Origin of the sequence: Hoeflea sp. EC-HK425, assembly GCF_902498795.1 — a bacterium.
Lineage (GTDB): Bacteria > Pseudomonadota > Alphaproteobacteria > Rhizobiales > Rhizobiaceae > Hoeflea > Hoeflea alexandrii.
In genome coordinates this window covers 398,218-420,428 of sequence record NZ_LR701572.1, presented here as the reverse complement: position 1 = coordinate 420,428, position 22,211 = coordinate 398,218, and the positions used below count along the sequence as shown (strand labels likewise).

Annotated in this window: 26 protein-coding genes; 18 read left to right on the top strand and 8 right to left on the bottom strand. The window is 61.7% G+C overall.

Annotated elements, in window-relative coordinates; translation table 11 throughout:
- Positions 1–170: 170 nt before the first annotated feature.
- From greA to SPHINGO391_RS04885, 4 genes are read left to right on the top strand one after another with little or no spacing between them, the layout of a single operon-like run.
- Positions 171–647 (top strand): transcription elongation factor GreA, encoded by a 477-nt coding sequence (greA, locus tag SPHINGO391_RS04900; protein WP_152007777.1) that lies wholly within the window; start codon positions 171–173, stop codon positions 645–647.
- Positions 648–685: 38 nt separating this feature from the next.
- Positions 686–1,756 (top strand): glycosyltransferase family 4 protein, encoded by a 1,071-nt coding sequence (locus tag SPHINGO391_RS04895; protein ID WP_152007776.1) that lies wholly within the window; start codon positions 686–688, stop codon positions 1,754–1,756.
- A complete protein-coding gene (locus tag SPHINGO391_RS04890; protein ID WP_152007775.1) occupies positions 1,749–2,696 on the top strand; it encodes a glycosyltransferase in 948 nt (315 codons plus the stop codon). Before SPHINGO391_RS04895 ends, SPHINGO391_RS04890 begins: the two co-directional genes overlap by 8 nt.
- Positions 2,693–3,736: a glycosyltransferase family 4 protein gene (locus SPHINGO391_RS04885; protein WP_152007774.1), complete on the top strand. Its 1,044-nt coding sequence runs from the start codon at positions 2,693–2,695 to the stop codon at positions 3,734–3,736. The genes SPHINGO391_RS04890 and SPHINGO391_RS04885 overlap by 4 nt, the downstream gene beginning before the upstream one ends.
- A gap of 14 nt (positions 3,737–3,750) precedes the next feature.
- Here SPHINGO391_RS04885 and SPHINGO391_RS04880 read toward each other — a convergent pair whose 3' ends face one another.
- Together SPHINGO391_RS04880 and SPHINGO391_RS04875 are read right to left on the bottom strand one after the other, a co-directional pair.
- On the bottom strand, positions 3,751–4,515 hold the full coding sequence (locus SPHINGO391_RS04880; protein WP_193217191.1) for a glycosyltransferase family 2 protein: 765 nt from the start codon (positions 4,513–4,515) through the stop codon (positions 3,751–3,753).
- A gap of 90 nt (positions 4,516–4,605) precedes the next feature.
- Positions 4,606–5,076, bottom strand: coding sequence for an Lrp/AsnC family transcriptional regulator (locus SPHINGO391_RS04875; RefSeq protein ID WP_152007772.1), 471 nt, complete (start codon positions 5,074–5,076; stop codon positions 4,606–4,608).
- 299 nt (positions 5,077–5,375) lie between these two features.
- Between SPHINGO391_RS04875 and trxB the strand changes: the two genes are divergently transcribed.
- Together trxB and SPHINGO391_RS04865 are read left to right on the top strand one after the other, a co-directional pair.
- Complete coding sequence (trxB, locus tag SPHINGO391_RS04870; protein WP_152007771.1) at positions 5,376–6,350, top strand: thioredoxin-disulfide reductase; 975 nt, start codon at positions 5,376–5,378, stop codon at positions 6,348–6,350.
- Positions 6,351–6,404: 54 nt separating this feature from the next.
- On the top strand, positions 6,405–7,301 hold the full coding sequence (locus SPHINGO391_RS04865; protein ID WP_152011431.1) for a LysR family transcriptional regulator: 897 nt from the start codon (positions 6,405–6,407) through the stop codon (positions 7,299–7,301).
- 393 nt (positions 7,302–7,694) lie between these two features.
- Here SPHINGO391_RS04865 and SPHINGO391_RS04860 read toward each other — a convergent pair whose 3' ends face one another.
- Positions 7,695–8,738 (bottom strand): NAD-dependent epimerase/dehydratase family protein, encoded by a 1,044-nt coding sequence (locus SPHINGO391_RS04860; RefSeq protein ID WP_152007770.1) that lies wholly within the window; start codon positions 8,736–8,738, stop codon positions 7,695–7,697.
- A 99-nt stretch (positions 8,739–8,837) separates the two neighbouring features.
- On the opposite strand from SPHINGO391_RS04860, the gene SPHINGO391_RS04855 reads away from it, so the two are divergent.
- The 3 genes from SPHINGO391_RS04855 (at position 8,838) to SPHINGO391_RS04845 (ending at position 11,350) form a co-directional block, all read left to right on the top strand.
- Entirely contained in the window at positions 8,838–9,743 is a 906-nt protein-coding gene (locus tag SPHINGO391_RS04855) for a LysR family transcriptional regulator (protein ID WP_152011430.1), read from the top strand.
- 154 nt (positions 9,744–9,897) lie between these two features.
- Positions 9,898–10,848 carry a diacylglycerol kinase family protein gene (locus SPHINGO391_RS04850; RefSeq protein WP_193217190.1) on the top strand — a complete coding sequence of 317 codons (951 nt, stop codon included), beginning with the start codon at positions 9,898–9,900 and terminating at the stop codon, positions 10,846–10,848.
- 97 nt (positions 10,849–10,945) lie between these two features.
- Complete coding sequence (locus tag SPHINGO391_RS04845) at positions 10,946–11,350, top strand: DUF2177 family protein (RefSeq protein ID WP_244615115.1); 405 nt, start codon at positions 10,946–10,948, stop codon at positions 11,348–11,350.
- A gap of 68 nt (positions 11,351–11,418) precedes the next feature.
- On the opposite strand, the gene SPHINGO391_RS04840 is transcribed toward SPHINGO391_RS04845, so the two are convergent.
- Positions 11,419–12,621: a pyridoxal phosphate-dependent aminotransferase gene (locus SPHINGO391_RS04840; protein WP_152007768.1), complete on the bottom strand. Its 1,203-nt coding sequence runs from the start codon at positions 12,619–12,621 to the stop codon at positions 11,419–11,421.
- Positions 12,622–12,807: 186 nt separating this feature from the next.
- On the opposite strand from SPHINGO391_RS04840, the gene SPHINGO391_RS04835 reads away from it, so the two are divergent.
- Together SPHINGO391_RS04835 and SPHINGO391_RS04830 are read left to right on the top strand one after the other, a co-directional pair.
- Positions 12,808–13,752, top strand: coding sequence for an EAL domain-containing protein (locus tag SPHINGO391_RS04835; RefSeq protein WP_193217189.1), 945 nt, complete (start codon positions 12,808–12,810; stop codon positions 13,750–13,752).
- 113 nt (positions 13,753–13,865) lie between these two features.
- Positions 13,866–14,114 carry a hypothetical protein gene (locus SPHINGO391_RS04830; protein WP_152007766.1) on the top strand — a complete coding sequence of 83 codons (249 nt, stop codon included), beginning with the start codon at positions 13,866–13,868 and terminating at the stop codon, positions 14,112–14,114.
- On the opposite strand, the gene SPHINGO391_RS04825 is transcribed toward SPHINGO391_RS04830, so the two are convergent.
- Positions 14,089–14,604, bottom strand: coding sequence for a hypothetical protein (locus tag SPHINGO391_RS04825; RefSeq protein ID WP_152007765.1), 516 nt, complete (start codon positions 14,602–14,604; stop codon positions 14,089–14,091). The genes SPHINGO391_RS04830 and SPHINGO391_RS04825 overlap by 26 nt on opposite strands.
- Positions 14,605–14,731: 127 nt before the next feature.
- Between SPHINGO391_RS04825 and SPHINGO391_RS04820 the strand changes: the two genes are divergently transcribed.
- The 7 genes from SPHINGO391_RS04820 to SPHINGO391_RS04790 all read left to right on the top strand — a co-directional run bounded on the left by SPHINGO391_RS04820 (position 14,732) and on the right by SPHINGO391_RS04790 (position 19,748).
- Positions 14,732–15,898 (top strand): PQQ-dependent sugar dehydrogenase, encoded by a 1,167-nt coding sequence (locus SPHINGO391_RS04820; protein ID WP_152007764.1) that lies wholly within the window; start codon positions 14,732–14,734, stop codon positions 15,896–15,898.
- Between the two features lie 61 nt (positions 15,899–15,959).
- Positions 15,960–16,451, top strand: a complete 492-nt coding sequence (locus SPHINGO391_RS04815; protein ID WP_193217187.1) for a DUF1499 domain-containing protein — start codon at positions 15,960–15,962, stop codon at positions 16,449–16,451.
- Between the two features lie 120 nt (positions 16,452–16,571).
- Positions 16,572–17,456: a DMT family transporter gene (locus SPHINGO391_RS04810; RefSeq protein ID WP_152007762.1), complete on the top strand. Its 885-nt coding sequence runs from the start codon at positions 16,572–16,574 to the stop codon at positions 17,454–17,456.
- Positions 17,457–17,759: 303 nt separating this feature from the next.
- Positions 17,760–18,002, top strand: coding sequence for a DUF1344 domain-containing protein (locus SPHINGO391_RS04805; protein ID WP_152007761.1), 243 nt, complete (start codon positions 17,760–17,762; stop codon positions 18,000–18,002).
- A gap of 256 nt (positions 18,003–18,258) precedes the next feature.
- Positions 18,259–18,501 carry a DUF1344 domain-containing protein gene (locus tag SPHINGO391_RS04800; RefSeq protein ID WP_152007760.1) on the top strand — a complete coding sequence of 81 codons (243 nt, stop codon included), beginning with the start codon at positions 18,259–18,261 and terminating at the stop codon, positions 18,499–18,501.
- A 367-nt stretch (positions 18,502–18,868) separates the two neighbouring features.
- A complete protein-coding gene (locus SPHINGO391_RS04795) occupies positions 18,869–19,081 on the top strand; it encodes a cold-shock protein (RefSeq protein ID WP_152007759.1) in 213 nt (70 codons plus the stop codon).
- 205 nt (positions 19,082–19,286) lie between these two features.
- A complete protein-coding gene (locus SPHINGO391_RS04790) occupies positions 19,287–19,748 on the top strand; it encodes a BA14K family protein (RefSeq protein ID WP_152007758.1) in 462 nt (153 codons plus the stop codon).
- A 140-nt stretch (positions 19,749–19,888) separates the two neighbouring features.
- Here the strand turns inward: SPHINGO391_RS04790 and SPHINGO391_RS04785 are convergent, their stop codons facing one another.
- From SPHINGO391_RS04785 to SPHINGO391_RS04775, 3 genes are all read right to left on the bottom strand, one after another.
- Positions 19,889–20,536, bottom strand: a complete 648-nt coding sequence (locus SPHINGO391_RS04785; protein WP_152007757.1) for an MBL fold metallo-hydrolase — start codon at positions 20,534–20,536, stop codon at positions 19,889–19,891.
- A 97-nt stretch (positions 20,537–20,633) separates the two neighbouring features.
- Positions 20,634–21,533 (bottom strand): mechanosensitive ion channel domain-containing protein, encoded by a 900-nt coding sequence (locus tag SPHINGO391_RS04780; protein ID WP_152007756.1) that lies wholly within the window; start codon positions 21,531–21,533, stop codon positions 20,634–20,636.
- 150 nt (positions 21,534–21,683) lie between these two features.
- On the bottom strand, positions 21,684–22,142 hold the full coding sequence (locus tag SPHINGO391_RS04775) for an Lrp/AsnC family transcriptional regulator (RefSeq protein ID WP_152007755.1): 459 nt from the start codon (positions 22,140–22,142) through the stop codon (positions 21,684–21,686).
- Positions 22,143–22,211 lie beyond the last annotated feature (69 nt).

Sequence of the window (22,211 nt, the reverse complement as noted above, 5' to 3'; positions counted from 1 at the left end):
AGTGCGTTTTAGAGCTTCTTTTTTCACGTGAATTATCGTGTCAGATTTGATAAGCCTGAAAACAGGAACTCTGGAACGGCTCCGAAGTGTGTGCTTCGGGGCGCGTTTTATTTTTGTGTCCTGCCGCTGGCAATGCTGGCGTCGGGGCGATGCGAACAAGGAAGAGACTGATGGTTGAGAAGGTTCCGATGACGCAAGGAGGCTATGCCAAGCTGCAGGAAGAACTGCGCTGGCGTCAGCAATCCGAACGGCCGCGGATCATCGAGGCGATCTCCGAAGCCCGCGCCCATGGCGATCTCTCGGAAAACGCCGAGTATCACGCCGCCAAGGAGGCCCAGAGCCACAATGAAGGCCGCATCGGCGAGCTTGAGGATTACACCTCGCGCGCCGAGATCATCGACGTCTCCAAGATGTCCGGCGACACCGTGAAGTTCGGCGCCACCGTCAAGCTGGTCGACGAGGACACGGAAGAGGAAAAGACCTACCAGATCGTCGGCGACCAGGAAGCTGATGTGAAGGCGGGCCGGATTTCCATTTCCTCGCCGATCTCGCGCGCGCTCATCGGCAAGTCGGTGGGTGATTCCATCGAGGTTGTGGCACCCGGCGGCTCCAAGGCCTACGAGATCCTCGCGGTGAAGTGGGGCTGATCCCGGGCTTCCGCAAACAGGTTCAGGTCTGAGGTTCCATGCTTGCCGATCCATCCTCGACCCTCGTCATCGCTCCCAATCTCAAGCGGCGCCTGTCCGGAGTGACGACGTCGATCATCCAGCTTGTCCCGGTGCAGAACCGGCTGGGGCAGGAGATCGCCGTTTTCGGCCCCGGCCTGCCCGACCATCTTCCCAGGCTGCGCTACCGCGACCTTGTGAGACTATGGCGCGCACCACAAGAGCGGCCAGCGCGGATCTGGCACGCGCGGCGCAATGTCGAGATGCTGATGGGCCTGGTCATGCGCGACATCCTGCGCATGCCGCTCAGGCTGGTCTTCACCTCCGCCTCGCAACGGGTGCACACCGGATGGACCCGGTTCCTGGTCTCGCGCATGGACGGCATCATCGCCACCAGCCACAAGACCGCGTCCTATCTGAAGGTGCCGCACCGGGTCAGCCTGCACGGGATCAACGCCGAACGGTTTTCGCCCCCGTCCGACCGGGCGGAGACACGGCGCACGCTGTCGCTGCCCGAGGCACAGAAGATTGCCGGCTGTTTCGGTCGCATCCGCCGCCAGAAAGGCACCGACCTTTTTGTCGACGCGATGATCCGGCTGTTGCCTGACCGGCCGGGCTGGAGTGCCATCGTTGCCGGGCGTGCCACCGCCAGCCATGCGTCCTTTCTCAGCGAGCTCAAGGCCCGTGTCGCAAGAGCTGGCCTCGAAGACCGGATCCTGTTCGTCGGCGAGCACACCGATATCAACGCCTGGTACCGCGCCCTCGACCTGTTTGTCGCCCCCCAACGCTGGGAAGGCTTCGGCCTCACCCCGCTCGAGGCCCAGGCCTCCGGCGTGCCGGTGGTCGCATCCGATGTCGGCGCCTTTGATGAAATCATCGCCCGGGGCACTGCCGAAACCGGTGTGGTGGTTGAAAAGGACAGTCTCGAAGCACTTGCCGCAGCAGCAGCAGATTTCATGGACGATGATGCCCGGCGCGATGCCGCCGCCGCGAGGGCGAGACCGCATGTGCTGGCCAACTTCACCATCGAAGGCGAGGCCAAACGCCTCTCCGAAACCTATGAAGAAGTCTGGCAAAACGCCCATGCTTGATATCCTGATCATCGGCAAGGACTCCAAATACGGCCTGACCAAGGACAGCCAGTTGCTCGAGGAAGCCATTCGCGCAGCCGGCCTTCCCCACGTCATCGGCCATGCCGATCACAAGTCGAGATCGTTCGCGGAGCGGCTCTTCAGGACCAGGCGGGCACGCATCGCCATTCATATCGAGCGGGTCTACCCGGCCTGGTATTCGGCAGCCGACGTCCATTACCTGCTGCCCAACCAGGAGCGTTTTCCACGCCGCCAGCTGGGACGGCTGCGCCATATGGATCTGGTCCTGTGCAAGAGCCGCCATGCGGCCGAAGTGTTTTCAAGGGAAGGCGCCAAGACGTTTCATCTGGGTTTCACCTCGGAAGACAGGGCGGCTGCCTCAACCTCCAAGGACCGCGACCGGTTTGTGCATATCGCCGGAGCCAGCACCCTCAAGGGCACCGAAGCCGTTCTCGCGGCCTGGCAGGCGCACCCGGAATGGCCGGAGCTGACGCTGGTGATGAACGCGCGCCTGGCCCCCGCCTCGGTGCCTGGCAATGTCCGGCTGATCAGCGAATATCTCGGCGACGAGGAGATGCGCGCCCTGCAGAACGCCTGCGGGATCCATCTCTGTCCCTCGCAGGCCGAAGGCTGGGGACACTACATCGTCGAGGCGATGTCGACGAACGCCGTGGTGATCACCACCGACGCTCCGCCGATGAATGAACTCGTGGATGCGCAATCCGGGATGCTGGTCGAGGTCGCATCGAGCACACCGCGTCATCTCGGCACCTGTTTTAAGGTCGACCAGTCGGCAATCGAGGCCGCGATCACCAGAGTGATGGCCATGGACACCGAGGAAAAGGCAGCGATGGGCGCGCACGCAAGAGCCGGTTTCGATGCCATTCGCAGCGGCTTTGCCGAGCGGCTGAGGGAGCTGCTGGGCAGCGCCGGGCGATGAACCTGCTGCACCTGTCCAGCGAAAAGGGACTGCGCGGCGGCGAACACCAGCTGGTTCTGCTGGCTCGCCAGGCACGACCCGACATGTCGGAATGGTACGGCATCCCTCCGGGCTCCGAACTTTACAACGCCCTCCCCGCCGATGCGGCGAGACTTCCGGTCCGGTGCCGCGGGCTGTTCGATCTGGCTTCGGTCGCCCGGATCAGAGGCCTGTTCAGCGCAGAGAAAATCGATCTGATTCACACCCATTCCAACCGCGCCCACAAGACCGCGGTCGCGGCAAAGCTTGGGGGCCGGCAGCGCCTGGTCGTTTCGCGACGCAACGCCTTCAAATGCCGCGGCGGATTCGCCTATCGCGCCGTGGATCAGTTCATCACGGTTTCAAAGGCCGGCTATCAGGCCCTGCGCGAAGGCGGGGTTGCCGGCGACCGGATCGAGATCATTCACGACGCGGTGGACGAGGCGGCACTTGCCGCAGCACGACCCGAGCGCCTGGGCCTGGGTGACGAGGTCCAGATCGTCCTGTGTGTTGCCGCCTTCACGGCGGAAAAGGATCATGCAACCCTGCTCAGGGCCTGGGAAACGGTGCAGAAGACCACGCCAACCGCGCAGCTGGTGCTGGCCGGTGACGGCCCGCAGCTTGCCCTGATGCGGCGGCAGGCCGAGGGGCTGGCGCGCGTGACCTTTCTCGGCTGGCGAGATGACGTCGCTTCGCTGATCAAGGGCGCTGACATTGTCACCCTTGCCTCGCGCGAAGAAGGCCTTGGCTCCAGCCTCTGCACCGCGCAATGGGCCGGCAGGCCGGTGGCGGCAACCACTGCCGGAGGCATCGGCGAAGCCGTCAGCGACAGGCAGACCGGGCTCTTGAGCCCGCCGGGGGACTCCGAAGCGCTGGCACAAAACCTCGCCACTCTGTGCCGGGACCCGGCGATGCGCCGAGATTTCGGTGAAGCCGCAACCCGGCGCGCCCGCGGCCTCTTTTCCCTTGAGACCTTCAACGCCCGGCATGTCGACCTCTACCGACGCCTGCTCGACAGCTGAGGCATTCCGGCCGGCTAGCTCTGCCGGCGTTGTCCGGTGCGGCGGTCAAGATGGGCGATCATGTATTTCCAGAACACCGTCTGGCCATGGATCCAGGCATTCACGAAGCCTTCGACCCCGCCCAGAAAACCGCGCTTGATCAGGTAGGTCTTGATGAAGGCCCCAAGCGCATGGGTGAAGGGGCTGGCCAGCGAAACCCGCTTTCCGGTCTTCTTCAATTGCTCGGCACCGAGAACCGAGTAGTGATGCGCCTTGGCAAGCGCCTGCTTCAGAGAGCGCACGGTGTAATGGTCGAGATGATGCGACAGTCGGCCAGTCGGCCGGTCGGTCTCGGCGAATTCATGCACCATTTTCGAGTTGAAGCGCGCCGCATCCCGGCGAAACAGCCTGAGTGGAGCATCCGGCCACCAACCGGAATGGCGGAACGGCTTGCCGAGAAAATAGGACAGGCGCGGCACCAGGTAGGCGTCGTGCCCGGGCGCAGCCACGGTGGCGATAATCTCGTCGGCCAGCGCGGCCGGAACCCGCTCGTCCGCATCGATCGAGAGGATCCAGTCACCGTTTGCCTGGGTCCGGGCAAATTCCTTCTGATCGCCGAACCCGTTGAAATCGCGCTCCATCACACGGGCGTTGAAGCTTGCAGCGATCTCGCGAGTGGCGTCCTGGCTGTGGCTGTCGACGACGACGATTTCGTCGCAGAAATGCAGGCTTTCCAGAAGACCTGGAAGCATCTCTGCTTCGTTGCGGGTAATGATGACGGCGCTGATCGTCGGGCTCATGCATCTGCTTCCATCATTATCTGAGCCGCCTGGATGAAGAAGGGCCATAAGCCCTGTCGCCTGGCCTGAAGCTCCTCGCCGGGGCGGCCACTACAGCGCCACCAGACCTTCGTTCTTGACCTTGCGGATCGTCAGCATGGTCCGGACCGTGTCGACGTTATCGGCCGCCGTGAGCTCCTCGATGACGAAGTCCTGGAAATGGCTCAGGTTGCGGGCCACGCAATGCAAGAGGAAATCGCTTTCGCCCGAGACCATCCAGGTTTCCCGCACGATCGGCCATTCATTGGTCCTGGCGGCAAATGCCTTCAGGTTGGCATCGCTCTGGTGCTTGAGGCCGACCATGCAGAAAGCGACCAGATCGAACCCGAGACTGGGAGCATTCAACTGCGCCCGGTAGCCCTGGATGATGCCGGCCTGCTCGAGCTTGCGCACACGCCTCAGGCAGGGCGGTGCCGAGATCCCGACGCGCTCGGACAGGTCGACATTTGTCATCCGCCCATCCTTCTGCAGTTCGCGCAGGATCTTGAGGTCTATCGCATCGAGTTCGGCCTTGATTGCCATGAAGTCTTCCCTGTCATGAGCGGCTCCGTCCGGCTTCCGGCTCCGGCGTGCGCGAAACTTTATTGCGTCAGTGCGCAGCATCTGTAAAGCCTCGACGGCCTTGTTGACGCGAAGTTCTGTGCGTAACTTTGCCTGCAAGCTTGAAACACCGGCTTGCTCACACCTAAATGGTGGCAAGTCACACCTCATCATGGCACCAGCCGCCGAATTTTTGTCGCCAAATTCTTGGCTTTCGTCATTGATGGGTCACCGGGGATGCCGCAAGATGGCAGTCTCACCACTTGTTTCAGGATTGTTCCATGTCCAACCGCCACGTCCCCGTTCTCATCATCGGCTCCGGTCCCGCAGGCTACACGGCCGCGATCTATGCAGCGCGCGCGATGCTCAAGCCGGTGCTGATTGCCGGCATGGAACAGGGCGGGCAGTTGATGATCACCACCGACGTCGAGAACTACCCGGGCTATGCCGATCCGGTGCAGGGCCCCTGGATGATGGAGCAGATGCTCAAGCAGGCCGAGCATGTCGGCGCCGAAATCGTCAACGACCTCGTCACCGAAGTCGAGATGACCGACCGCCCCTTCACGGTCAAGACCGATTCCGGCGCCGTGTGGACTTGCGACGCGCTGATCATCGCCACCGGCGCCCAGGCCAAGTGGCTTGGCATTCCGACCGAGAAGGAATTCATGGGCTTTGGCGTTTCGGCTTGCGCCACCTGTGACGGCTTCTTCTATCGCGGCAAGAACGTCGTCGTGGTCGGTGGCGGCAACTCCGCGGTCGAGGAGGCGCTGTATCTTTCCAATCTCGCCGCACGCGTGACCGTGATCCATCGCCGTGACTCGTTCCGCGCCGAAAAAATCCTGCAGCAGCGGCTGTTCGACAAGGACAACATCGACGTCATCTGGGACACCGAAGTGGTCCAGTATCTGGGCGCGCCGGCCATTCCGCCGATGCCCGCCTCGGTCAACGGTGTCAGGCTGAAGAACCGCAAGACCGGCGTGAGCACCGACATGCCGATCGACGGTGTCTTCGTCGCCATCGGACACGCCCCCGCCGTCAGCCTCTTCAAGGACAAGCTCAAGCACAAGCCGAACGGTTATTTGTGGACAGCGCCGGATTCGACTGCCACGGATGTACCGGGCGTTTTCGCTGCCGGGGACGTCACCGACGATATCTACCGTCAGGCCGTGACTGCGGCCGGCATGGGGTGCATGGCGGCCTTGGAGGCCGAGCGCTATCTGGCGGGACATGTCAGGCACGCCGAAGCTGCAGAATAGGCGCATGAGCGCCAGATAGAGGCTCGATCAACGGGCCAAGGGGAAGAGAGCTTGGTGCCACTCGATTGGGACAAACTGCGCATTTTTCATGCCGCCGCGGAAGCCGGCTCCTTCACCCATGCCGCCGAAAAGCTGCATCTGTCGCAATCGGCCATCTCGCGGCAGGTCTCAGCACTTGAGATGGACATTGGCGCCAAGCTGTTTCACCGCCATGCCCGGGGCCTGATCCTGTCGGAACAGGGTGAGATCCTCTACCAGACCGCTCACGAAGTGCTGATGAAGCTCGAATCGGTCAGAAACCGTCTGACCGAAACCCGCGAGCGCCCGTCCGGCAAGCTGCGGGTGACGACCACGGTCGGCTTCGGCCAGGGCTGGCTGACAGAGAAGGTTCAGGAATTCCAGGGCCTGTATCCCGACGTCCAGGTGCAGTTGCTGCTCGACAACGAGGAACTCGACGTCAACATGCGCCAGGCCGATTGCGCCATCCGCCTGCGCCAGCCGCAGCAGCCCGACCTGATCCAGCGGCGACTGTTCACGGTGCACCTGCACGTCTACGCCTCGCCGACCTATCTGGCGCGCCACGGTGAGCCCAAGACCATCGAGGACCTCGACAACCACCGAATCATCACCTTCGGCGAACCCGCGCCAGGTTATCTGACCGATGTAAACTGGCTGGAAACAGCCGGCCGCACGCCCGAAAACCGCCGCCAGGCGCAACTGCAGATCAACAATCTGCCGGCTATCCGGCGGGCCACACTCAACGGCGCCGGCATCTCACTGCTGCCAGATTACATGATCAACCGCGACCTCGCGCTGGTCCAGCTCAACCTTCCGGCAGACATCCCGACCTTCGACACCTATTTCTGCTATGCCGAGGAAATGAAAAACGCGGCCAAACTCAAAGCCTTCCGGGATTTCCTGATCTCAAAGGCGCGCAACTGGAATTTCTGATCAGAGCGGCGCACATGCTCGCATTTCCGGACTGGACAGTACTGAACACGATTTTTGCATCTCCAATTCTGCCTGTTTTTTGGACATGCAAGTAGCCATGCAGTATTCGCATGGCTGACATGCGCATCATTCCCTTGCCTATTGCATAAATAAGCACCATATCGATTACAGCTGATGCACCTTTGGCGGCCTACTCCTCCCAGTGCCGCCGCATGAGCTGTTCCCCTCTGGAGGTTTTTTGACCTTCATACCTATTGGGCCCGAGAGCAATCTCGCGGCCCATTTTTTTTGGCCCTTGCCTTGTCCGGGCAAGCCGCTCGGCGGATTCAGGCCGGTGCGGCGCTGGCCGACAATTGGCGGCGCCCGGGCCGCCAATGACCGGATGCTTCGAACTCAGACGGGCTTGCCGCGGGAGACAGACCCAATAACCGGAGCATTGCGCGGATCCTGCCCCAGACAGCCCATGCTGCTCAACGTATCCCTCACGGCCTGGTCGATGGGCGTGTGCGGCTCGGCGCCGAGAAATGCCACCAGCCTGTCATTCCGCATATGCAACTCTCTCTGCCACAGGTAGCGCATCTCCAGAAGTTCGCGCGCAAGCGGCATGACCGGTCTTGCAAGGCGCAGCAGCCACCAGGCAAACCGCTTCGACCGCAGCTCCGTCCGGCCGGTGACGCGGCGGATCGCGCTTGCCAGCTGTTCGCCGTCATGGTCCCAGACCCCTTCCATGTGAAACCGCGCGAACGCCGGCAGTTCTCCGGCCCGGGCCACCAGTTGCATCATGGTCTCAGCGACATCCGGCAGATAGGCCCATTGATGCCCGACACCGGTGTCGGACGGGATGGTGATTGCCTTGACGGGCCGGCCTGGCTTGACCACGGCCTGGGCAAACCAGTTGTTGCCTGCGCCCGGACCGAAGAAATCACCGGCCCGCACGATGATCACGCGTGTACCGCGGCGGGTTGCGGCCTCGAGCCGCTGTTCAAGCTCCACACGGATCTTCCCCTTCACCGTGACCGGCCTTTGCGGGCTGTCCTCGGTAATGGCGTCGAACGTCTCAGGCCCGAAATTATAGACCGTTCCCGGCATCAGGATGAGCGCGCCCGCTGCCTCTGCGGCCGCAATGGTGTTGTCGATCATCGGCAGCACCAGTGTACCCCAGTTGCGGTAACCGGGCGGGTTGACCGCATGCACGATCAGGTCTGCCCCCTTGGCTGCTGCCATCACATCGGCGCGATTGATCGCGTCACCGGCGATCCATTCATATTGCGGCGTTTTTGCTGCCTGCGCCCCGGCATTGCGGTGCATCGCCCGCACGGTATAGCCCTTCGCCAGAAGCTTTGCCGCAACCGCGCCGCCGATGCCTCCGGTGGCGCCCAGTACAAGCGCCAGCGGCCTGGCGGTCATTGCTACCGAGTTTTCCTGAGTCTCAGTCATCACAGATCTCCTTTGGTTGTGATGGCCGCATCATCGCAACACCCGGCCCTAACCGGAATTGCGGAATTCTATGGATATGCTATACATTTTTGTATGCCTATGAATCTGCTCGACTGGGATCATTATCGGACCTTCCTCGCCATCCTAGAAGAAGGCTCGCAATCGGGAGCGGCGCGGGCGCTGGGCCTGACCCAGCCAACCGTCGCGCGCCATCTCGATGCGCTGGAATTCGCGGCGGGCAAGCCGCTGTTCCTGCGCTCCTACCAGGGGCTGCTCCCCACCGAGACCGCGCTGAGCATGCGCAGCTATGCCGAAACCATGGCCGCCAGTGCAGCCGCGCTTGCGCGGGCTGCTTCGGCAGACAGCGAAACCCCCGAGGGTTCGGTGCGCATCACCGCCAGCGAGGTGATCGGGCTGGAAGTGTTGCCTCCGATCCTGGCAATCCTCCAGGAACGCCATCCCCGGCTGTCCATAGAGCTGTCACTCTCCGATGCCGTCGAGGACCTGCTCAAGCAGCAGGCCGACATTGCCGTGCGCATGGTCAAGCCAACCCAGGGAGCGCTGATCAGCCGCAAGATCGGCGGCATCCCGATCGGGATCTACGCGCACCGCAGATATCTTGACCGTCACGGAACGCCGAACAGCTTTGAAGATCTCGCCGCCCACCGCTTCATCGGCTTTGACCGTGAACTGGCCTATGTGCGCGAGATGCTGAAGAACATTCCCTATTTTCCGGACACCCGCTTTGCTTTCCGCAGCGACAGCAATGTCGCTCAGCTCGCAATGATAAGGGCCGGAGCCGGCATCGGCATGAGCCAGGTCGGCATCGCCGCCCGCGATCCGGATCTGGTGGAATTGCTGCCCGGTCATCTGAAGCTCGAGTTGATGACATACCTGGTCATGCACGAGAACCTTAAGTCAGTGCCCCGCTGCCGGGTCGCTTTCGACGCTCTCGCCGAAGGCCTTCTCGCCTACCGCGCCACCTGCCTGGCGGCCGCGGGCTGAAGGCGCGACAATCCGGGGCCCGTCCAGCGGCCTGGACAGCCGCCGGTGATCCACAGCCAGCCAGCGCCCGTATCCCTTTACAGTGGAAGACGTGATGGAACTTTGCCGCCCCAGTATTGTTGACTTGCGTTGTTCCACGCACACGGGGTCTGAAATGCGTATTACCATGATATTAAATCAGGACGGCGGTACCATTCGGGGAATGGATGCCCGCGAGTTCGGCGACATGGCGTGTGCCAGACTGGCCGGGCGCGGCGGCGATTGCGAAGTCCGCCTGGTCTCCGGCGACACCCTGATCAGGACCCTCGAAGAGGTTGCCAATGATCCGCAGACCGGCACCATTGTGGCCGGCGGCGGTGACGGCACGATTTCGGCCGCGGCAGGCGCCTGTTTCAGGTCAGGAAAGACCCTCGGCGTGATCCCCCTGGGCACCATGAACCTGTTTGCCCGCAGCCTCGGCCTCCCGCTCGACCCGGCAGAAGCCCTTGATGCTCTCGCCGCGGCGGATGAGCGGCCGATAGACATCGCGACCGCCAACGGGCGGCCCTATGTCCACCAGTTTTCCGTCGGCCTCCACGCCCGGCTTGTGCATCAGCGCTCGCGGCTCGACACATCGACGCGGCTGCGCAAGATCAGCTCAACCGTCAAGACGCTCGGCCGGGTGATCCTCCACCCGCCCCGCTTCGGCGTCGAGATCGACACCGGGTCTGGACGCACACGCCAGATCGTCTCGGCCGTGTCCATATCCAACAACCTGTTTGGCAACACCCCCCTGTCCTACGCCACCGTGCTCGATGAAGGCGTGCTCGGGGTCTATCGGGCGAAAGCCCTCGAACCGGGCAAGGTGTTTCGCATGACGCTGAATGCGGCTTTCGGCAAACTCCGGGAAGACCCGGACATGAATGTCGAGACCGCACAGAAGGTCACGCTGAACTTTCCCAACCTCCGCGGTGGATCGAAAGCAGCCATTGACGGCGAGATCATTCAGCTAGAGCAGTCAGTCGAATGTGTCTGCCACCCGGGCGCCTTGCGCGCACTAGTCCCCCAAGCCTATGCGGCCAATGCCGGAACTGCTCCGGCCTCACTGAAAATGGCGTCGGCTTAGATGCGCGCACCGTCAAGAAAGGTTCTTCAATGATCAGAAACCACCGGCTTTTTGCCGCAATCGCCTTCTGCTATCACCGGCAGACCGGAGCCGGCCTGTGATCCCGGCGGGTTTTCTCAAGGCCTGGGCCGGAACGGCGGCGTTCATCCTGGTCATCGATGCAATCTGGCTTGGTTTCATCGCAAGGGGCTTCTACGCCCGTCAGCTTGGCGATCTGATGCTCGATCAGCCGAAACTCTCAATCGCCGCGCTCTTTTACATCATGTACTCGGCCGTAGTGGTCCTGCTCGCCTCTGCCCCGGCATTCCGCTCGGGCTCGCTTCAGGACGCCTTGCTGCTCGGCGCGATTCTCGGCTTTGCCGCCTACGGCACCTACGACATCACCAACATGGCGACACTGAAGAACTGGCCTGTCACCATGAGCCTGGTCGACATGGCCTGGGGAACCCTGCTGACAGCTGCGGCATCCGCCACCGGTTACTGGGTGTTGCGCTGGGTCTGAAACGACAACGACCGCCCTTTTCAGGGCGGTCGCAGGGATTTGTCAGTCGATTGCGCTGGATCAGGTGATCAGCGCAGGGCTGCACAGAAGCGCTGGATGCGGTTGCAGGCTTCTTCAAGCTGCTCTTCCGAGGTCGCATAGGAGATGCGGAAGTTCGGCCCCAGGCCGAAAGCCGAACCGTGTACCACGGCCACACCTTCGGTTTCGAGAAGCTCGGTGACGAAATCCTCGTCGGTCTCGATCACCTTGCCAGACGGCGCGGTCTTGCCGATGCACCCGGCGCAGGACGGGTAGACATAGAATGCACCTTCGGGGACCGGGCACTGGATGCCCTTGGCCTGATTGAGCATCGAGACCACCAGGTCGCGACGGCCACGGAAGATCTCCTTGTTGGCCGGAATGAACTCCTGGGTACCGTTGAGTGCCTCGACGGCGGCCCACTGCGCTATCGAGCAGGCGCCCGATGTCTGCTGGCCCTGGATCATGTCCATCGCCTTGATCAGCTCCAGCGGACCGGCGGCGTAGCCGATGCGCCAGCCGGTCATCGCATAGGCCTTCGACACGCCGTTCATGGTCAGCGTGCGATCGTAAAGCGATGGCTCGATCTGTGCGGGTGTGCTGAAGACAAACTCGCCATAGGTCAGGTGCTCATACATGTCATCCGACAGGATCCAGACATGCGGATGGCGCATCAGCACTTCGGTCAACGCCTTCAGTTCGGCTTCCGAATAGGCCGCACCCGAGGGATTGGACGGCGAGTTGAACATCAGCCATTTCGTCTTCGGCGTGATTGCGGCCTCCAGATCGGCCGGCTGCAGCTTGAAATCATTCTCGATGGTGGTCGAGACAAACACCGGGGTGCCGCCGCAGATCGCCACCATTTCCGGATAGCTGACCCAATAGGGCGCAGGAATGACGACTTCGTCGCCCGGGTTCAGCGTCGCCATGAAGGCGTTGAACAGGATCTGCTTGCCGCCGGTGCCGACAATTGTCTGCTGCCAGTCGTAATCGAGATTGTTCTCGCGCTTGAACTTGGCGGCGATCGCCTTGCGCAGCTCAGGGATGCCGGAGACCGGGGTGTACTTGGTCTCGCCACGGTTGATCGCGTCGATCGCTGCCGCCTTGATGTTGTCGGGCGTGTCGAAATCCGGCTCGCCCGCGCCCAGTCCGATAACGTCACGGCCCTTGGCTTTGAGTTCCCGCGCCTTCTGGCTGACGGCAATGGTGGCGGACGGTTTGACCCGGGAAAGGGCGTTGGCGAGAAAGGCCATGGAATGCGCTCCGGTGCTGGGACGTGATGCAAAGGGACGCGGCGCCCGCGCCCGTTGCCCTCTATGTCGCAACCGGCCCGCCGATGCAAGCCGCCAGGTAAGCTTGTAACGGTACATTTAACCTTGGCGAAAGTTTTGAGGATTACCCTTTGCTGCCGACACGCAACGGAAATCGGAGTCCAGGACATGATGGCCGGGCATCGCGAACCGCATTTTTTGCAGGACGACCGGGGTTTTTACACAACCTCCTACGGGCCTTTCGTCCTGCGCTCGGCGTTCCAGCCGATCTTCAGCCAGAACGATCAGGGCCACCTGACCATCGAGGCATTCGAGGCGCTGATCCGCGCCCAGCAGGACGGCAAGCCGGTCTCTCCCGGTCATTTCTTCTCGGTGGTCGAGAAGGCCGATGCCGTCACCGTCGACACGCTCTGCCGCGAATTGCACATCCTCAACATGGGCAAACTCGGCCGCCGCAAGGCAAAGCTGTTCATCAACTTCAATCCCGGCCTGTTTGACAACGTCACCAATATCGATGCCGAGGTCGACCGGATGGTGGAGGTAACACTGCGCGCCGGCCTTCGGCCTGGCCGCATTGTCTGCGAGATCACCGAACAGGGCAGCGGAGACGAAAGGGTCCTCGACCGGTTGGTCAACGGATTGCGCTCGAGACTTTTCAAGATCGCGGTCGATGACTTCGGAGCCGACGATTCCGATTCCAAACGGGTCTCCGAGCTCAAGCCCGACGTGCTGAAGTTCGACGCCGCCTGGGTCCGCCGATTCACCGAGACGTCAGCCGGCATGGGATTGCTCAAGCTGATGGTGGAGCAGTTCATCGAACGTGGCATCACGGTGCTGTTCGAGGGACTTGAAGAAGACCACCAGATCGAGTTCTGTCAGAAGATCGGTGTTCAACTGATGCAGGGCTATGCGCTTGCGCGCCCGGAAATCGTGCCGCGCACGTTTGACGACCGTTTCCCCGAACCCGAGCTGACGCAGGTCGGTGATCCGGTCCGACCCTACTACGAACCGGCCCCGCGCGCACCGAGCCAGCCAGCGGCTCCGACAAGCGATTTCGTGCCGCGTCCGCCGCTGGTGCGCCGCGCGGCAGCCTTCGGCAAGCGCACCCGTTAACCCGAAACACAATCTTGACATCATAACACTCCGGCACCGCCACAATCCGGTCCGATTGGCGACGCGATCAGCCGCTTAGATGCGCCCCGAACAGCAAAGAACGGGGAAACACGATGCTTCCGGACGATGACTTCCTGTCAACAAAGCCCGCCCGCCGAGAAAGCGTCACGGCGATGCGCATTGCGCTGATGGCATTGCTTGGATGCCTGATCCTTCTGTCGGTTCTTGTCTTCCAGGCCCGGGCGGCGCCCGATGCCATGTTTGACCGGCAGATCAGGGCCGGACACCAGACAACAGACCTGCCCGTGTCCGGCGTTCCGGCGAGCCCCCGGCATCTCAGTCCGCGAATTCCCGCCCCTTGAATGTCCTGCACCGGTTCGAAAGATCGGCAAGCGCCGCATCAGGGTTGGACAGGCCGGATACGATGACCGGAGACCCGCTTTCCCTCTCGATGACAAGCGAGCCAGCACCGGTGATCCAGCCCGACAATCCGCGGCGCAGCGACAGGCCGGCAATCGCGGGATAATTCACCACGATCGGGTCGCGTGCAGGGAACCCCGGATGCGCCTCCAGATGGGCGCCGCGCAGCATCAGGCGGGTTGTCGACAGCCTGAGCCCGGCATAGGCGAACAGCAGCGGCACAACGATGACAAGCACCAGCAGACAGACCCGAGCCAGCGCACCGTCTCCCCTGCCATTCACAAAGAGGATAATCCACAGCGCCGCATAGCCTATAGCCACGACGAGACCGGGAAGAAACAGCGCCATGGCGCTTGCCCGCCACTCGGCGCGGCGGGGTTCCCGCCCGGATCCGGAGGGCGAGGGTTTGGTGGGCGAATCAGCGCTGTCCATGACTGATGATGTTATCTCGAAATTCGGCATCGTCACCGGAACACAACACGCGCGCAGGGGTTTTCCTGCACCTTTCGTGCACCATATCTGGTCAGGGGCACCAACACGGATCGCAAACGAGGTACTCATGACACATCACCGCAAACGGAAAAGGGCAGGCGCATCACTGATCGCGGCTTCGGCGGCTTTCCTGCTGGCTGCCGCGACGAGCGCATTCGCGGGCGAAATCATTCCCACCAGCGAGGTCAGGGTCGAGGTTGATGTGATCGCCAAGGGACTGGACCATCCCTGGGGCATCGAGCAACTTCCCGATGGAGCGCTGCTGGTCACCGAACGCTCCGGCACCTTGCGCCTGGTGCGCGGAGGTGAGGTGTCAGCGCCGGTAACAGGCCTGCCCCCGGTCACGGCCTCTGGCCAGGGCGGCCTGCTCGATGTGGCGCTGGCACGTGACTTCGCCGACAGCCGGACCCTCTTCCTGAGCTACACGGCCCGCGGCGACAACGGCCTCGGCACCGCGATTGCCCGCGCCCGCCTGTCCGAAGATGGAAGCCGGCTGACCGAGGTGACGGAGATCTTCCGGATGAACCGGTTTTCCGGCACAGGCCGTCATTTCGGCTCCCGTATTTCGGTATCGGATGACGGTACACTGTTTTTCACCATCGGTGACCGCGGCGAAGCCGAACGGGCGCAAGACATGGATGACCACGCCGGCGCGGTTCTCAGGATCAATGCAGACGGCTCTATCCCTGCCGACAACCCCTATGCAGACGGTGGCGCCGCCGCCGAAATCTGGTCGAAGGGACACCGCAACCCGCAAGGCCTCGACATCGATTCCGAGACCGGCGTGCTGTATGCGGTCGAACACGGCGCCCGCGGCGGCGATGAGGTCAACCGCCCGAAGCCCGGACAAAACTATGGCTGGCCCGAGATCTCCTACGGCCGCCACTATTCCGGCGCGGAAATCGGCGTCGGCACCAGGGCCGAAGGCTTCGAACAGCCGCTGCATTACTGGGATCCCTCGATCGCGCCCGGCGGAATGGTGGTCTATCGCGGCGACATGTTCCCCGAATGGGATGGCGACCTTCTGGTGACCGCACTCAAGTTCCAGATGCTGGTGCGGCTTGACCTTGATCGGGAAACCGGCGAAGTGCTTGCCGAAGAGCGCCTGCTCAAGGGAGATTACGGACGCATACGCGATGTCCGTGTGGCTTCCGATGGCGCCCTGCTGATGGTGACCGATGAAGGCAACGGCGAAATCCTGCGCCTGTCGCGGGCACCGGCATCGAGCAACTAGCCGGCAAGCACGTGTTTCGCGCCGTGCCCGCCTGGTCAAAGGTGAGAGGTCACGTCGCGCCATGGTCAAGACCGTTCTGTTAAGCGTCGCAATCCTGTGCGGCGCATTGGTGGCGGCATTTGTGCTCGTCGGTCGGGAGCGAAGCTGGGAACTGATGGCAGGTTCGCCTGATCGCGGGCAGCGCGATTTCGGCACCAACAAGCGAAGCCCCACCCCGAACGACGCGCTCGCCTGCAGTCCGGGCCTTTGCCAAGATCCGGATTTCGAGGTCGCCCCGTTCGACGACGCTCCACCCATCGCCATCGAACGGCTGTCGCAACGGCTTCTCGACACCGATCCGCTGGCCCGCAGGATCGACGACCGCAGCAACCCGTCCAGGGCGCGCTTCGTCACCTACTCACCGATGATGCGGTTTCCCGACGTGATCCATCTCGAAGCCACCCCCATGGCTGATGGGCGGACCGGTATCATGGCCTATGCACGGGCGCAGCTTGGCAAGAGCGACATGGGCAAGAACCGCGCCCGCCTCGAGGCGCTGCTGCTCAGCCGCTGAGACAGCGCACCCTCCGGAAGGAATGGTATCGGGCGACAGGAATTGATCACATCGGCCCTTGCCGCTCACAGATCCACCTGATAGCCGTCCGGCATCATTTTCGCTTGCCCGGACCACTCCATGCCGCGTCATCTCGCCAATCTGCTGTTGCTTTCGGCCGGTGCCATCTGGGGCGCGGGTTTCGTCGCGCAATCCACCGCAATGGACAATCTCGGTCCCTACCTCTTCATCGGCCTGCGCTTTCTCGTTGCCTCCGTGGTTCTGGCCCCTTTCGCATGGCTGGAAAGCCGCAGGGCCGTTCATCCGGTCGCACCGGCCCATCTCGGAGGATTTGCCCTCGCCGGCCTGGCGCTGTTTTCCGGCATGGCGCTCCAGCAGGTCGGCCTGACCATCACCACGGTGACCAATTCGGGCTTTCTGACGGGCCTCTACGTGGTCTTTGTCCCCTTCATCACGCTTATGGTCATGCGCCAGCGGCTGCATCCGGTGATCTGGCCCGCCACCCTGATGACCTTTGTCGGGATCTGGATGCTGGCCGGCGGCAGTCTGGCTGATCTCAATGCAGGGGACGTGCTGACCATCGGCTGCGCCGTGATGTGGGCAATACAGGTCATCCTGGTCGGCCGTTTCGTCGGACCGAGCGGGCGGCCGTTGACACTCTCCTTCGTGCAGTTCTCGCTCGCCGGCGTCCTCGGACTTGGCCTGGGACTGACGGTCGAAGGCTTCGACCTTGCCGCGGTGATTGCCACCCTGCCCGAGATCCTGTTCACCGGCGTCATCGCCACCGGCCTTGCCTTCACGCTTCAGGTCATCGGCCAGCGCTACACCACCGCACCTCAGGCGGCGATCTTCCTGTCGACGGAATCGCTGTTCGCCGCTCTTTTTGGCGCCGTCATTCTTTCCGAGCAGATCCCGGCACTTGGTTATGCCGGTGGCCTGCTGATCTTCCTGGCCATTCTGCTGGCCGAACTCGGCCCTGTTCTCAGACCACGGCCAGCCGCCTGACTTCTTTTTCTCCGGCATCCGCCGCGGTTCGTGATCGCACCTTGTCGAGGCAGGTCCAGAACCTGCCATGATCGGGGCGGAAACGGGGCAGTTTCAACCGCTTGTCTTGCAGCCTTCTCGTGCATCAAGGATCTGATCTGCAGGTGGGAGCCGCCTTGGAGAGCTCACATTGCGGCAATATTATGTCGTTGATATTGTTGATTTTATTTACGCCAAGTGATTTGCATCCGGGCTCCCGCGGCCACAGGTTTGGTCCTGCAAGCACCACTGACGGTGCGCAATGCAAAACAAGGGAGACATCACATGAAGAAGATTTTCATCACCACCGTTTCTGTCCTGGGCCTGACAGGCGCTGCCTTTGCCGCGGAAGTCGAAGGCGTGGTCACCAGCTACGACCCGGCCACCAAGATGATCGTGCTGGAAAGCGGTGAGGCATTCCGCATCACCGACGGCGTCCAGCTTGACGGGCTCCAGCCGGGCGGCAAGGTCGTCATCACCTATGACGACGGCACCACCGACGCCACCGCTGTCACCGTGGTGGAATGACAAGTCGCGGTCTGGCCGGACGTTTTCGGTCCGGTCAGACCTTTCGCTTTCAGGGCTGAAATCTTCACAAAAGCCGTAGCGATCTGATTGGATCATGGCAAAATTTAGCCGGTTTCAGCCTTGAAAAATATATCTTTTTGCCGCTTGCGCGGCGCTTTCATCGGGCGCATATCAGCGCCGCCCCGCCGCAACCGACACCAGTCTGGCAAATCTGCCAGCCGGTCGCGGATCGGGTAACAACCTATGGAAAAGACCAATGAAAAAGATCGTTGCAATCGCTTTCGCATCCGCAGCCATGCTCTCGACCGCCTTCGCCGGCGAAATCGAAGGCGTCGTCAAGACATTTGACCCTGCTGCGAGCACCGTCGAACTTGAATCCGGTGAAGTCTACACCATCGCTGCAGGCGTTGAAGTGGAAGGCATCGAAGCCGGCAAGACCGTGATGATCATGTTCAACGACGGCACCACCGAAGCCACCGAGATCGCAATCGTCGAGTAACCGCAGACACCTGGCCGGATCACCCTGTGGTGATCCGGCCAGGTCCTGGACTTGTGGCCGGCAAGCGTCACCAAACTTTTGCTTGCCAATTTCAAACAAAACAATCATCTTTGATATGTTCGGGCAATTTGCGAACACGGGAAGACCAGAAACATGCGCGCCGAAGCCGCACAAAAAACTTCGGACGACTTCAACACACACTCACACGCCATACCGCGTGCAGGAGCGAAGCCGTTAAAATCAGGACCTTTCCACACACTTCAAGAACTGCCTGCCATAACCCCCGCGCCAATGCGGGATATGACATGATGCTCGCCAACCGGACAATCCGAGCGGAGACCGGAAGGCAATCAAAGGACCTGACAGCATGGCCGAAACTGGTACCGTAAAATTCTTCAATGTCGACAAGGGCTTCGGCTTCATCAAGCCTGACAATGGCGGTGCGGACATCTTCGTTCACATCTCAGCCGTCCAGGCTTCGGGAATGACCGGCCTTGAGGAAAACCAGAAGGTGGCCTTCGACACCGAGCCCGATCGCCGCGGCAAGGGACCGAAGGCCGTTAATCTGCGCCTCGCCTGATTGACATCGACCCTGTAGACAATGAAAGCCCGGTGCCGCAATCACCGGGCTTTTTTGTTTCCGCACAATTGACGCTTGTCAGATTTTCGCCTGACTGCGGTGTTATGATACTGTTCAGCTGGCGTTCAGCTTGAGCCGGATAGGGTTCATTCAAGCCGGGAAAACCGGTCATCACAAAGAGACGCCAACCGGGAAGGATACACCGATGAACATGTTTGCAAGAAAGCTTGGCATCACCCTGCTCACCGCCGCGACCGCTTTCGCGCCGCTGACGACCGGTATTGCCAGCGCCGGTGAGGCCGAATTCTTCGACCCGAACCAGCCGCATCTGTACCGGCCTCACGAGCAACGCTGGGTCAATCCGAACCGCAGCTACCGCCACCACAAGTATCGCGGCTACCGTCATCACGACAACAGCGATGCCATCGCGCTCGGCATCATCGGCCTGGGTGCGGCAGCCATCATCGGCGGAGCGATTGCCAACAGTAACCAGCCGCGCGTCATCTACCGGGAGCGTTCAGCCCCGCGGGCCGTCAGCGGCGGCAGCTACGAGCCGTGGAGCCGTTCCTGGTACCGCTATTGCGCCAACAAGTACCGCTCCTTCAATGCCTCGACGGGCACCTACCGGGGCTATGACGGGCGCGACCATTTCTGCGTCGTCAGATAGAAAGCCACCGGCGAGCGTCCACAGCGACACCTGCCACAGGCCCTGATACGACCCGCTCGAAAAAAGAACCGGCCTCGCTCTGACAGCGATGGCCGGTTTTTTGAATGATTCATGGCAATCAGGCTGGCGCCGCAGCAGCGCTATAGCCCCTTGAGGAACGGGTTTGTCCGGCGCTCCTCGCCGATCTTGCCGCCAGGTCCGTGGCCGCAGATAAAGCCCGTCTCGTCGCCCAGTGGAAACACCTTGTCACGGATCGAGTTGAGCAGGGTCTGGTGATCGCCGCCAGGCAGGTCGGTGCGGCCGATGGAGCCGGCGAACAACACATCGCCAAGATGCGCAAAGCCTTCGGCCCGGTTGAAATAGATCACGTGACCCGGCGCGTGGCCGGGCGTGTGCAAGACTTCGAACTCGTGTACGCCAAACGACACCTTGTCGCCGTCCTCAAGCCACTGGTCGGGCGCAACATTGCGCACGTCCATCTCCAAACCGAACATCTTGGCTTGCGCCTCAAGTCCCGAGAGCAACGGCAGGTCGTCCTTGTGCGGACCGATGATCTTGACCCCAAGTTTTTCGCGCAACTCGTCCGCACCGCCGGCATGATCGATATGCCCGTGCGTAAGCCAGATCGCCTCGATGGTAAGTCCGTTTTCGCTGATCGTCTGCAGGATCACGTCGACGTCACCGCCCGGATCAACCACCACCCCTGACTTGGTATCCTGATCGAACATCACCGTGCAGTTCTGCTGAAACGGTGTCACCGGGATGATGCCGGCTTGCAAATTGCCCATTTTGAACGTTCCTGTTCTTCGACTCGCTGACCGCAAAATGAACGCACAGACAATGGATGTCACCCTCCAATGCCTGTGCTTCACGCCATGATGCGGATTATTGAGCCTGTTCGGAAGCCGTCTTTTCGGGCTCGCGAGGTTCGACGTCCAATGAACCGGAATAAGTGACCTGCGGGAATGGGATCGAAATGCCGTTCTCGTCAAAGGCGATTTTCGCCGCCTTGGTCATTTCGCGGCTTGTGGTCCACCAGTCGGCGGACTTTGTCCAGTAGCGCAAGGTCACGGCAACCGCGCTGTCGCCAAGTTCCGAGACATAGGCCCAGGGTTCAGGATCGGACAGCACCCGGCTATCCGCACGCGCCAGATCCATGAGAACCGACTGCGCCTTCTCGATGTCGTCCTCGTAGCCTATCCCGATGACAAGGTCATGCCGGCGCTCGGGCAGACGCGAGTAATTTGTCACCGGAACGTTCCAGAGCTGCGAGTTCGGCGCCATCCGGTACAGACCGTCGAGTGTTTTCAGTTCGGTGGCGAAAAGCCCGATCTCCTGGATCGTGCCCGATACACCGTCCGCATCGATGTATTCGCCCACACGGAACGGCCGCAGCACCAGGAGCATGATACCGGCGGCAATGTTCTGCAACGTGCCCTGCAACGCCAGGCCGATCGCCAGACCGGCAGCACCCAAGGCTGTGATGATCGATGCTGTCTGAACGCCGAACTGGCCCAGCACCATGATGACGACCACCACCAGAACGGCGTAGCGGACGAAGACCGAGAAGAACCCGACCACCGTTGGATCGACCCTGTGCGACCTGGTGAGCAGGCTTCGCACCCAGCGCCCCAGCAGGCGCGAAATGCTCCACCCGACAATCAGGATCAGGATCGCGCCGATCACCGAAAAGGCGTAGGTGACGATCAGCACCTGAAGCCCGTTGAATGCCTCGCCCCAGCCGCCCAGCAATTGTCCCAACTGGGATTCGGATGCACTCGCCATCAGATCTTCCATTCTGTCTCAATCACCTTTTTTGTTACTGTTGCGCCACAAGTCGCCGTTACCCGGAACGCTTTCGGAGGGGTTTGGTTCCATCCGCAGGCAAAAAAACATGCCCGCACCCGCGCCGCCAGTCAGCGTGGCCGCTCCTTGTCATACTGGAAGGCCGCCGCCCTCTTTCAAGGTGTCGAGAACGATCGCGGTCTTGACGTGCTGGACGGATTCATGCGGCAGCAGCACATCGCTGACAAAGGCCGAAAGGCTGCGCAGGTCTGGGGTGACCACCTTGATGATGTAATCCATCTCTCCGGTCAGCGAATAGGCTTCCAGCACCTCGGGCAAGCCGCCGATCAGTCGGGCGAATCGCTGGGCATTGTCGCGATTGTGCGTTGCCAGTGTCACCGTGATCAGATTGACGATACCGACACCAAGCTTCTCCCGGTCAAGGTCGGCGCGATAGCCCCTGATATAGCCGTCCTGCTCCAGCCGTGTGCGCCGGCGTGAGCATTGCGAGGCCGACAGGTTCACCTTCTGCGACAGCTCGTTGTTGGTCAGGCGGCCGTCCGCCTGCAACAGGCGGAGCAGCTTGCGATCGAACTCATCCAGATGCACGAGATGATCTCCATTTCACATTTTCATGCACATTTCACGCAACATTCATCCGTTAATTGTCGTGAATGC

Bases quoted from the DNA above. Each gene is read 5' to 3' on its own strand.
- SPHINGO391_RS04895 (WP_152007776.1), top strand. From the start codon at position 686: ATGCTTGCCGATCCATCCTCGACCCTCGTCATCGCTCCCAATCTCAAG.
- SPHINGO391_RS04880 (WP_193217191.1), bottom strand. From the start codon at position 4,515: ATGAGCCCGACGATCAGCGCCGTCATCATTACCCGCAACGAAGCAGAG.
- SPHINGO391_RS04820 (WP_152007764.1), top strand. From the start codon at position 14,732: ATGACACATCACCGCAAACGGAAAAGGGCAGGCGCATCACTGATCGCG.
- SPHINGO391_RS04855 (WP_152011430.1), top strand. From the start codon at position 8,838: ATGAATCTGCTCGACTGGGATCATTATCGGACCTTCCTCGCCATCCTA.
- SPHINGO391_RS04830 (WP_152007766.1), top strand. From the start codon at position 13,866: ATGCTTCCGGACGATGACTTCCTGTCAACAAAGCCCGCCCGCCGAGAA.
- SPHINGO391_RS04885 (WP_152007774.1), top strand. From the start codon at position 2,693: ATGAACCTGCTGCACCTGTCCAGCGAAAAGGGACTGCGCGGCGGCGAA.
- SPHINGO391_RS04840 (WP_152007768.1), bottom strand. From the start codon at position 12,621: ATGGCCTTTCTCGCCAACGCCCTTTCCCGGGTCAAACCGTCCGCCACC.
- SPHINGO391_RS04875 (WP_152007772.1), bottom strand. From the start codon at position 5,076: ATGGCAATCAAGGCCGAACTCGATGCGATAGACCTCAAGATCCTGCGC.
- SPHINGO391_RS04835 (WP_193217189.1), top strand. From the start codon at position 12,808: ATGATGGCCGGGCATCGCGAACCGCATTTTTTGCAGGACGACCGGGGT.
- SPHINGO391_RS04825 (WP_152007765.1), bottom strand. From the start codon at position 14,604: ATGGACAGCGCTGATTCGCCCACCAAACCCTCGCCCTCCGGATCCGGG.
- SPHINGO391_RS04790 (WP_152007758.1), top strand. From the start codon at position 19,287: ATGAACATGTTTGCAAGAAAGCTTGGCATCACCCTGCTCACCGCCGCG.
- SPHINGO391_RS04810 (WP_152007762.1), top strand. From the start codon at position 16,572: ATGCCGCGTCATCTCGCCAATCTGCTGTTGCTTTCGGCCGGTGCCATC.
- greA (WP_152007777.1), top strand. From the start codon at position 171: ATGGTTGAGAAGGTTCCGATGACGCAAGGAGGCTATGCCAAGCTGCAG.
- SPHINGO391_RS04850 (WP_193217190.1), top strand. From the start codon at position 9,898: ATGCGTATTACCATGATATTAAATCAGGACGGCGGTACCATTCGGGGA.
- SPHINGO391_RS04860 (WP_152007770.1), bottom strand. From the start codon at position 8,738: ATGACTGAGACTCAGGAAAACTCGGTAGCAATGACCGCCAGGCCGCTG.
- SPHINGO391_RS04785 (WP_152007757.1), bottom strand. From the start codon at position 20,536: ATGGGCAATTTGCAAGCCGGCATCATCCCGGTGACACCGTTTCAGCAG.
- SPHINGO391_RS04780 (WP_152007756.1), bottom strand. From the start codon at position 21,533: ATGGCGAGTGCATCCGAATCCCAGTTGGGACAATTGCTGGGCGGCTGG.
- trxB (WP_152007771.1), top strand. From the start codon at position 5,376: ATGTCCAACCGCCACGTCCCCGTTCTCATCATCGGCTCCGGTCCCGCA.
- SPHINGO391_RS04800 (WP_152007760.1), top strand. From the start codon at position 18,259: ATGAAAAAGATCGTTGCAATCGCTTTCGCATCCGCAGCCATGCTCTCG.
- SPHINGO391_RS04795 (WP_152007759.1), top strand. From the start codon at position 18,869: ATGGCCGAAACTGGTACCGTAAAATTCTTCAATGTCGACAAGGGCTTC.
- SPHINGO391_RS04815 (WP_193217187.1), top strand. From the start codon at position 15,960: ATGGTCAAGACCGTTCTGTTAAGCGTCGCAATCCTGTGCGGCGCATTG.
- SPHINGO391_RS04805 (WP_152007761.1), top strand. From the start codon at position 17,760: ATGAAGAAGATTTTCATCACCACCGTTTCTGTCCTGGGCCTGACAGGC.
- SPHINGO391_RS04890 (WP_152007775.1), top strand. From the start codon at position 1,749: ATGCTTGATATCCTGATCATCGGCAAGGACTCCAAATACGGCCTGACC.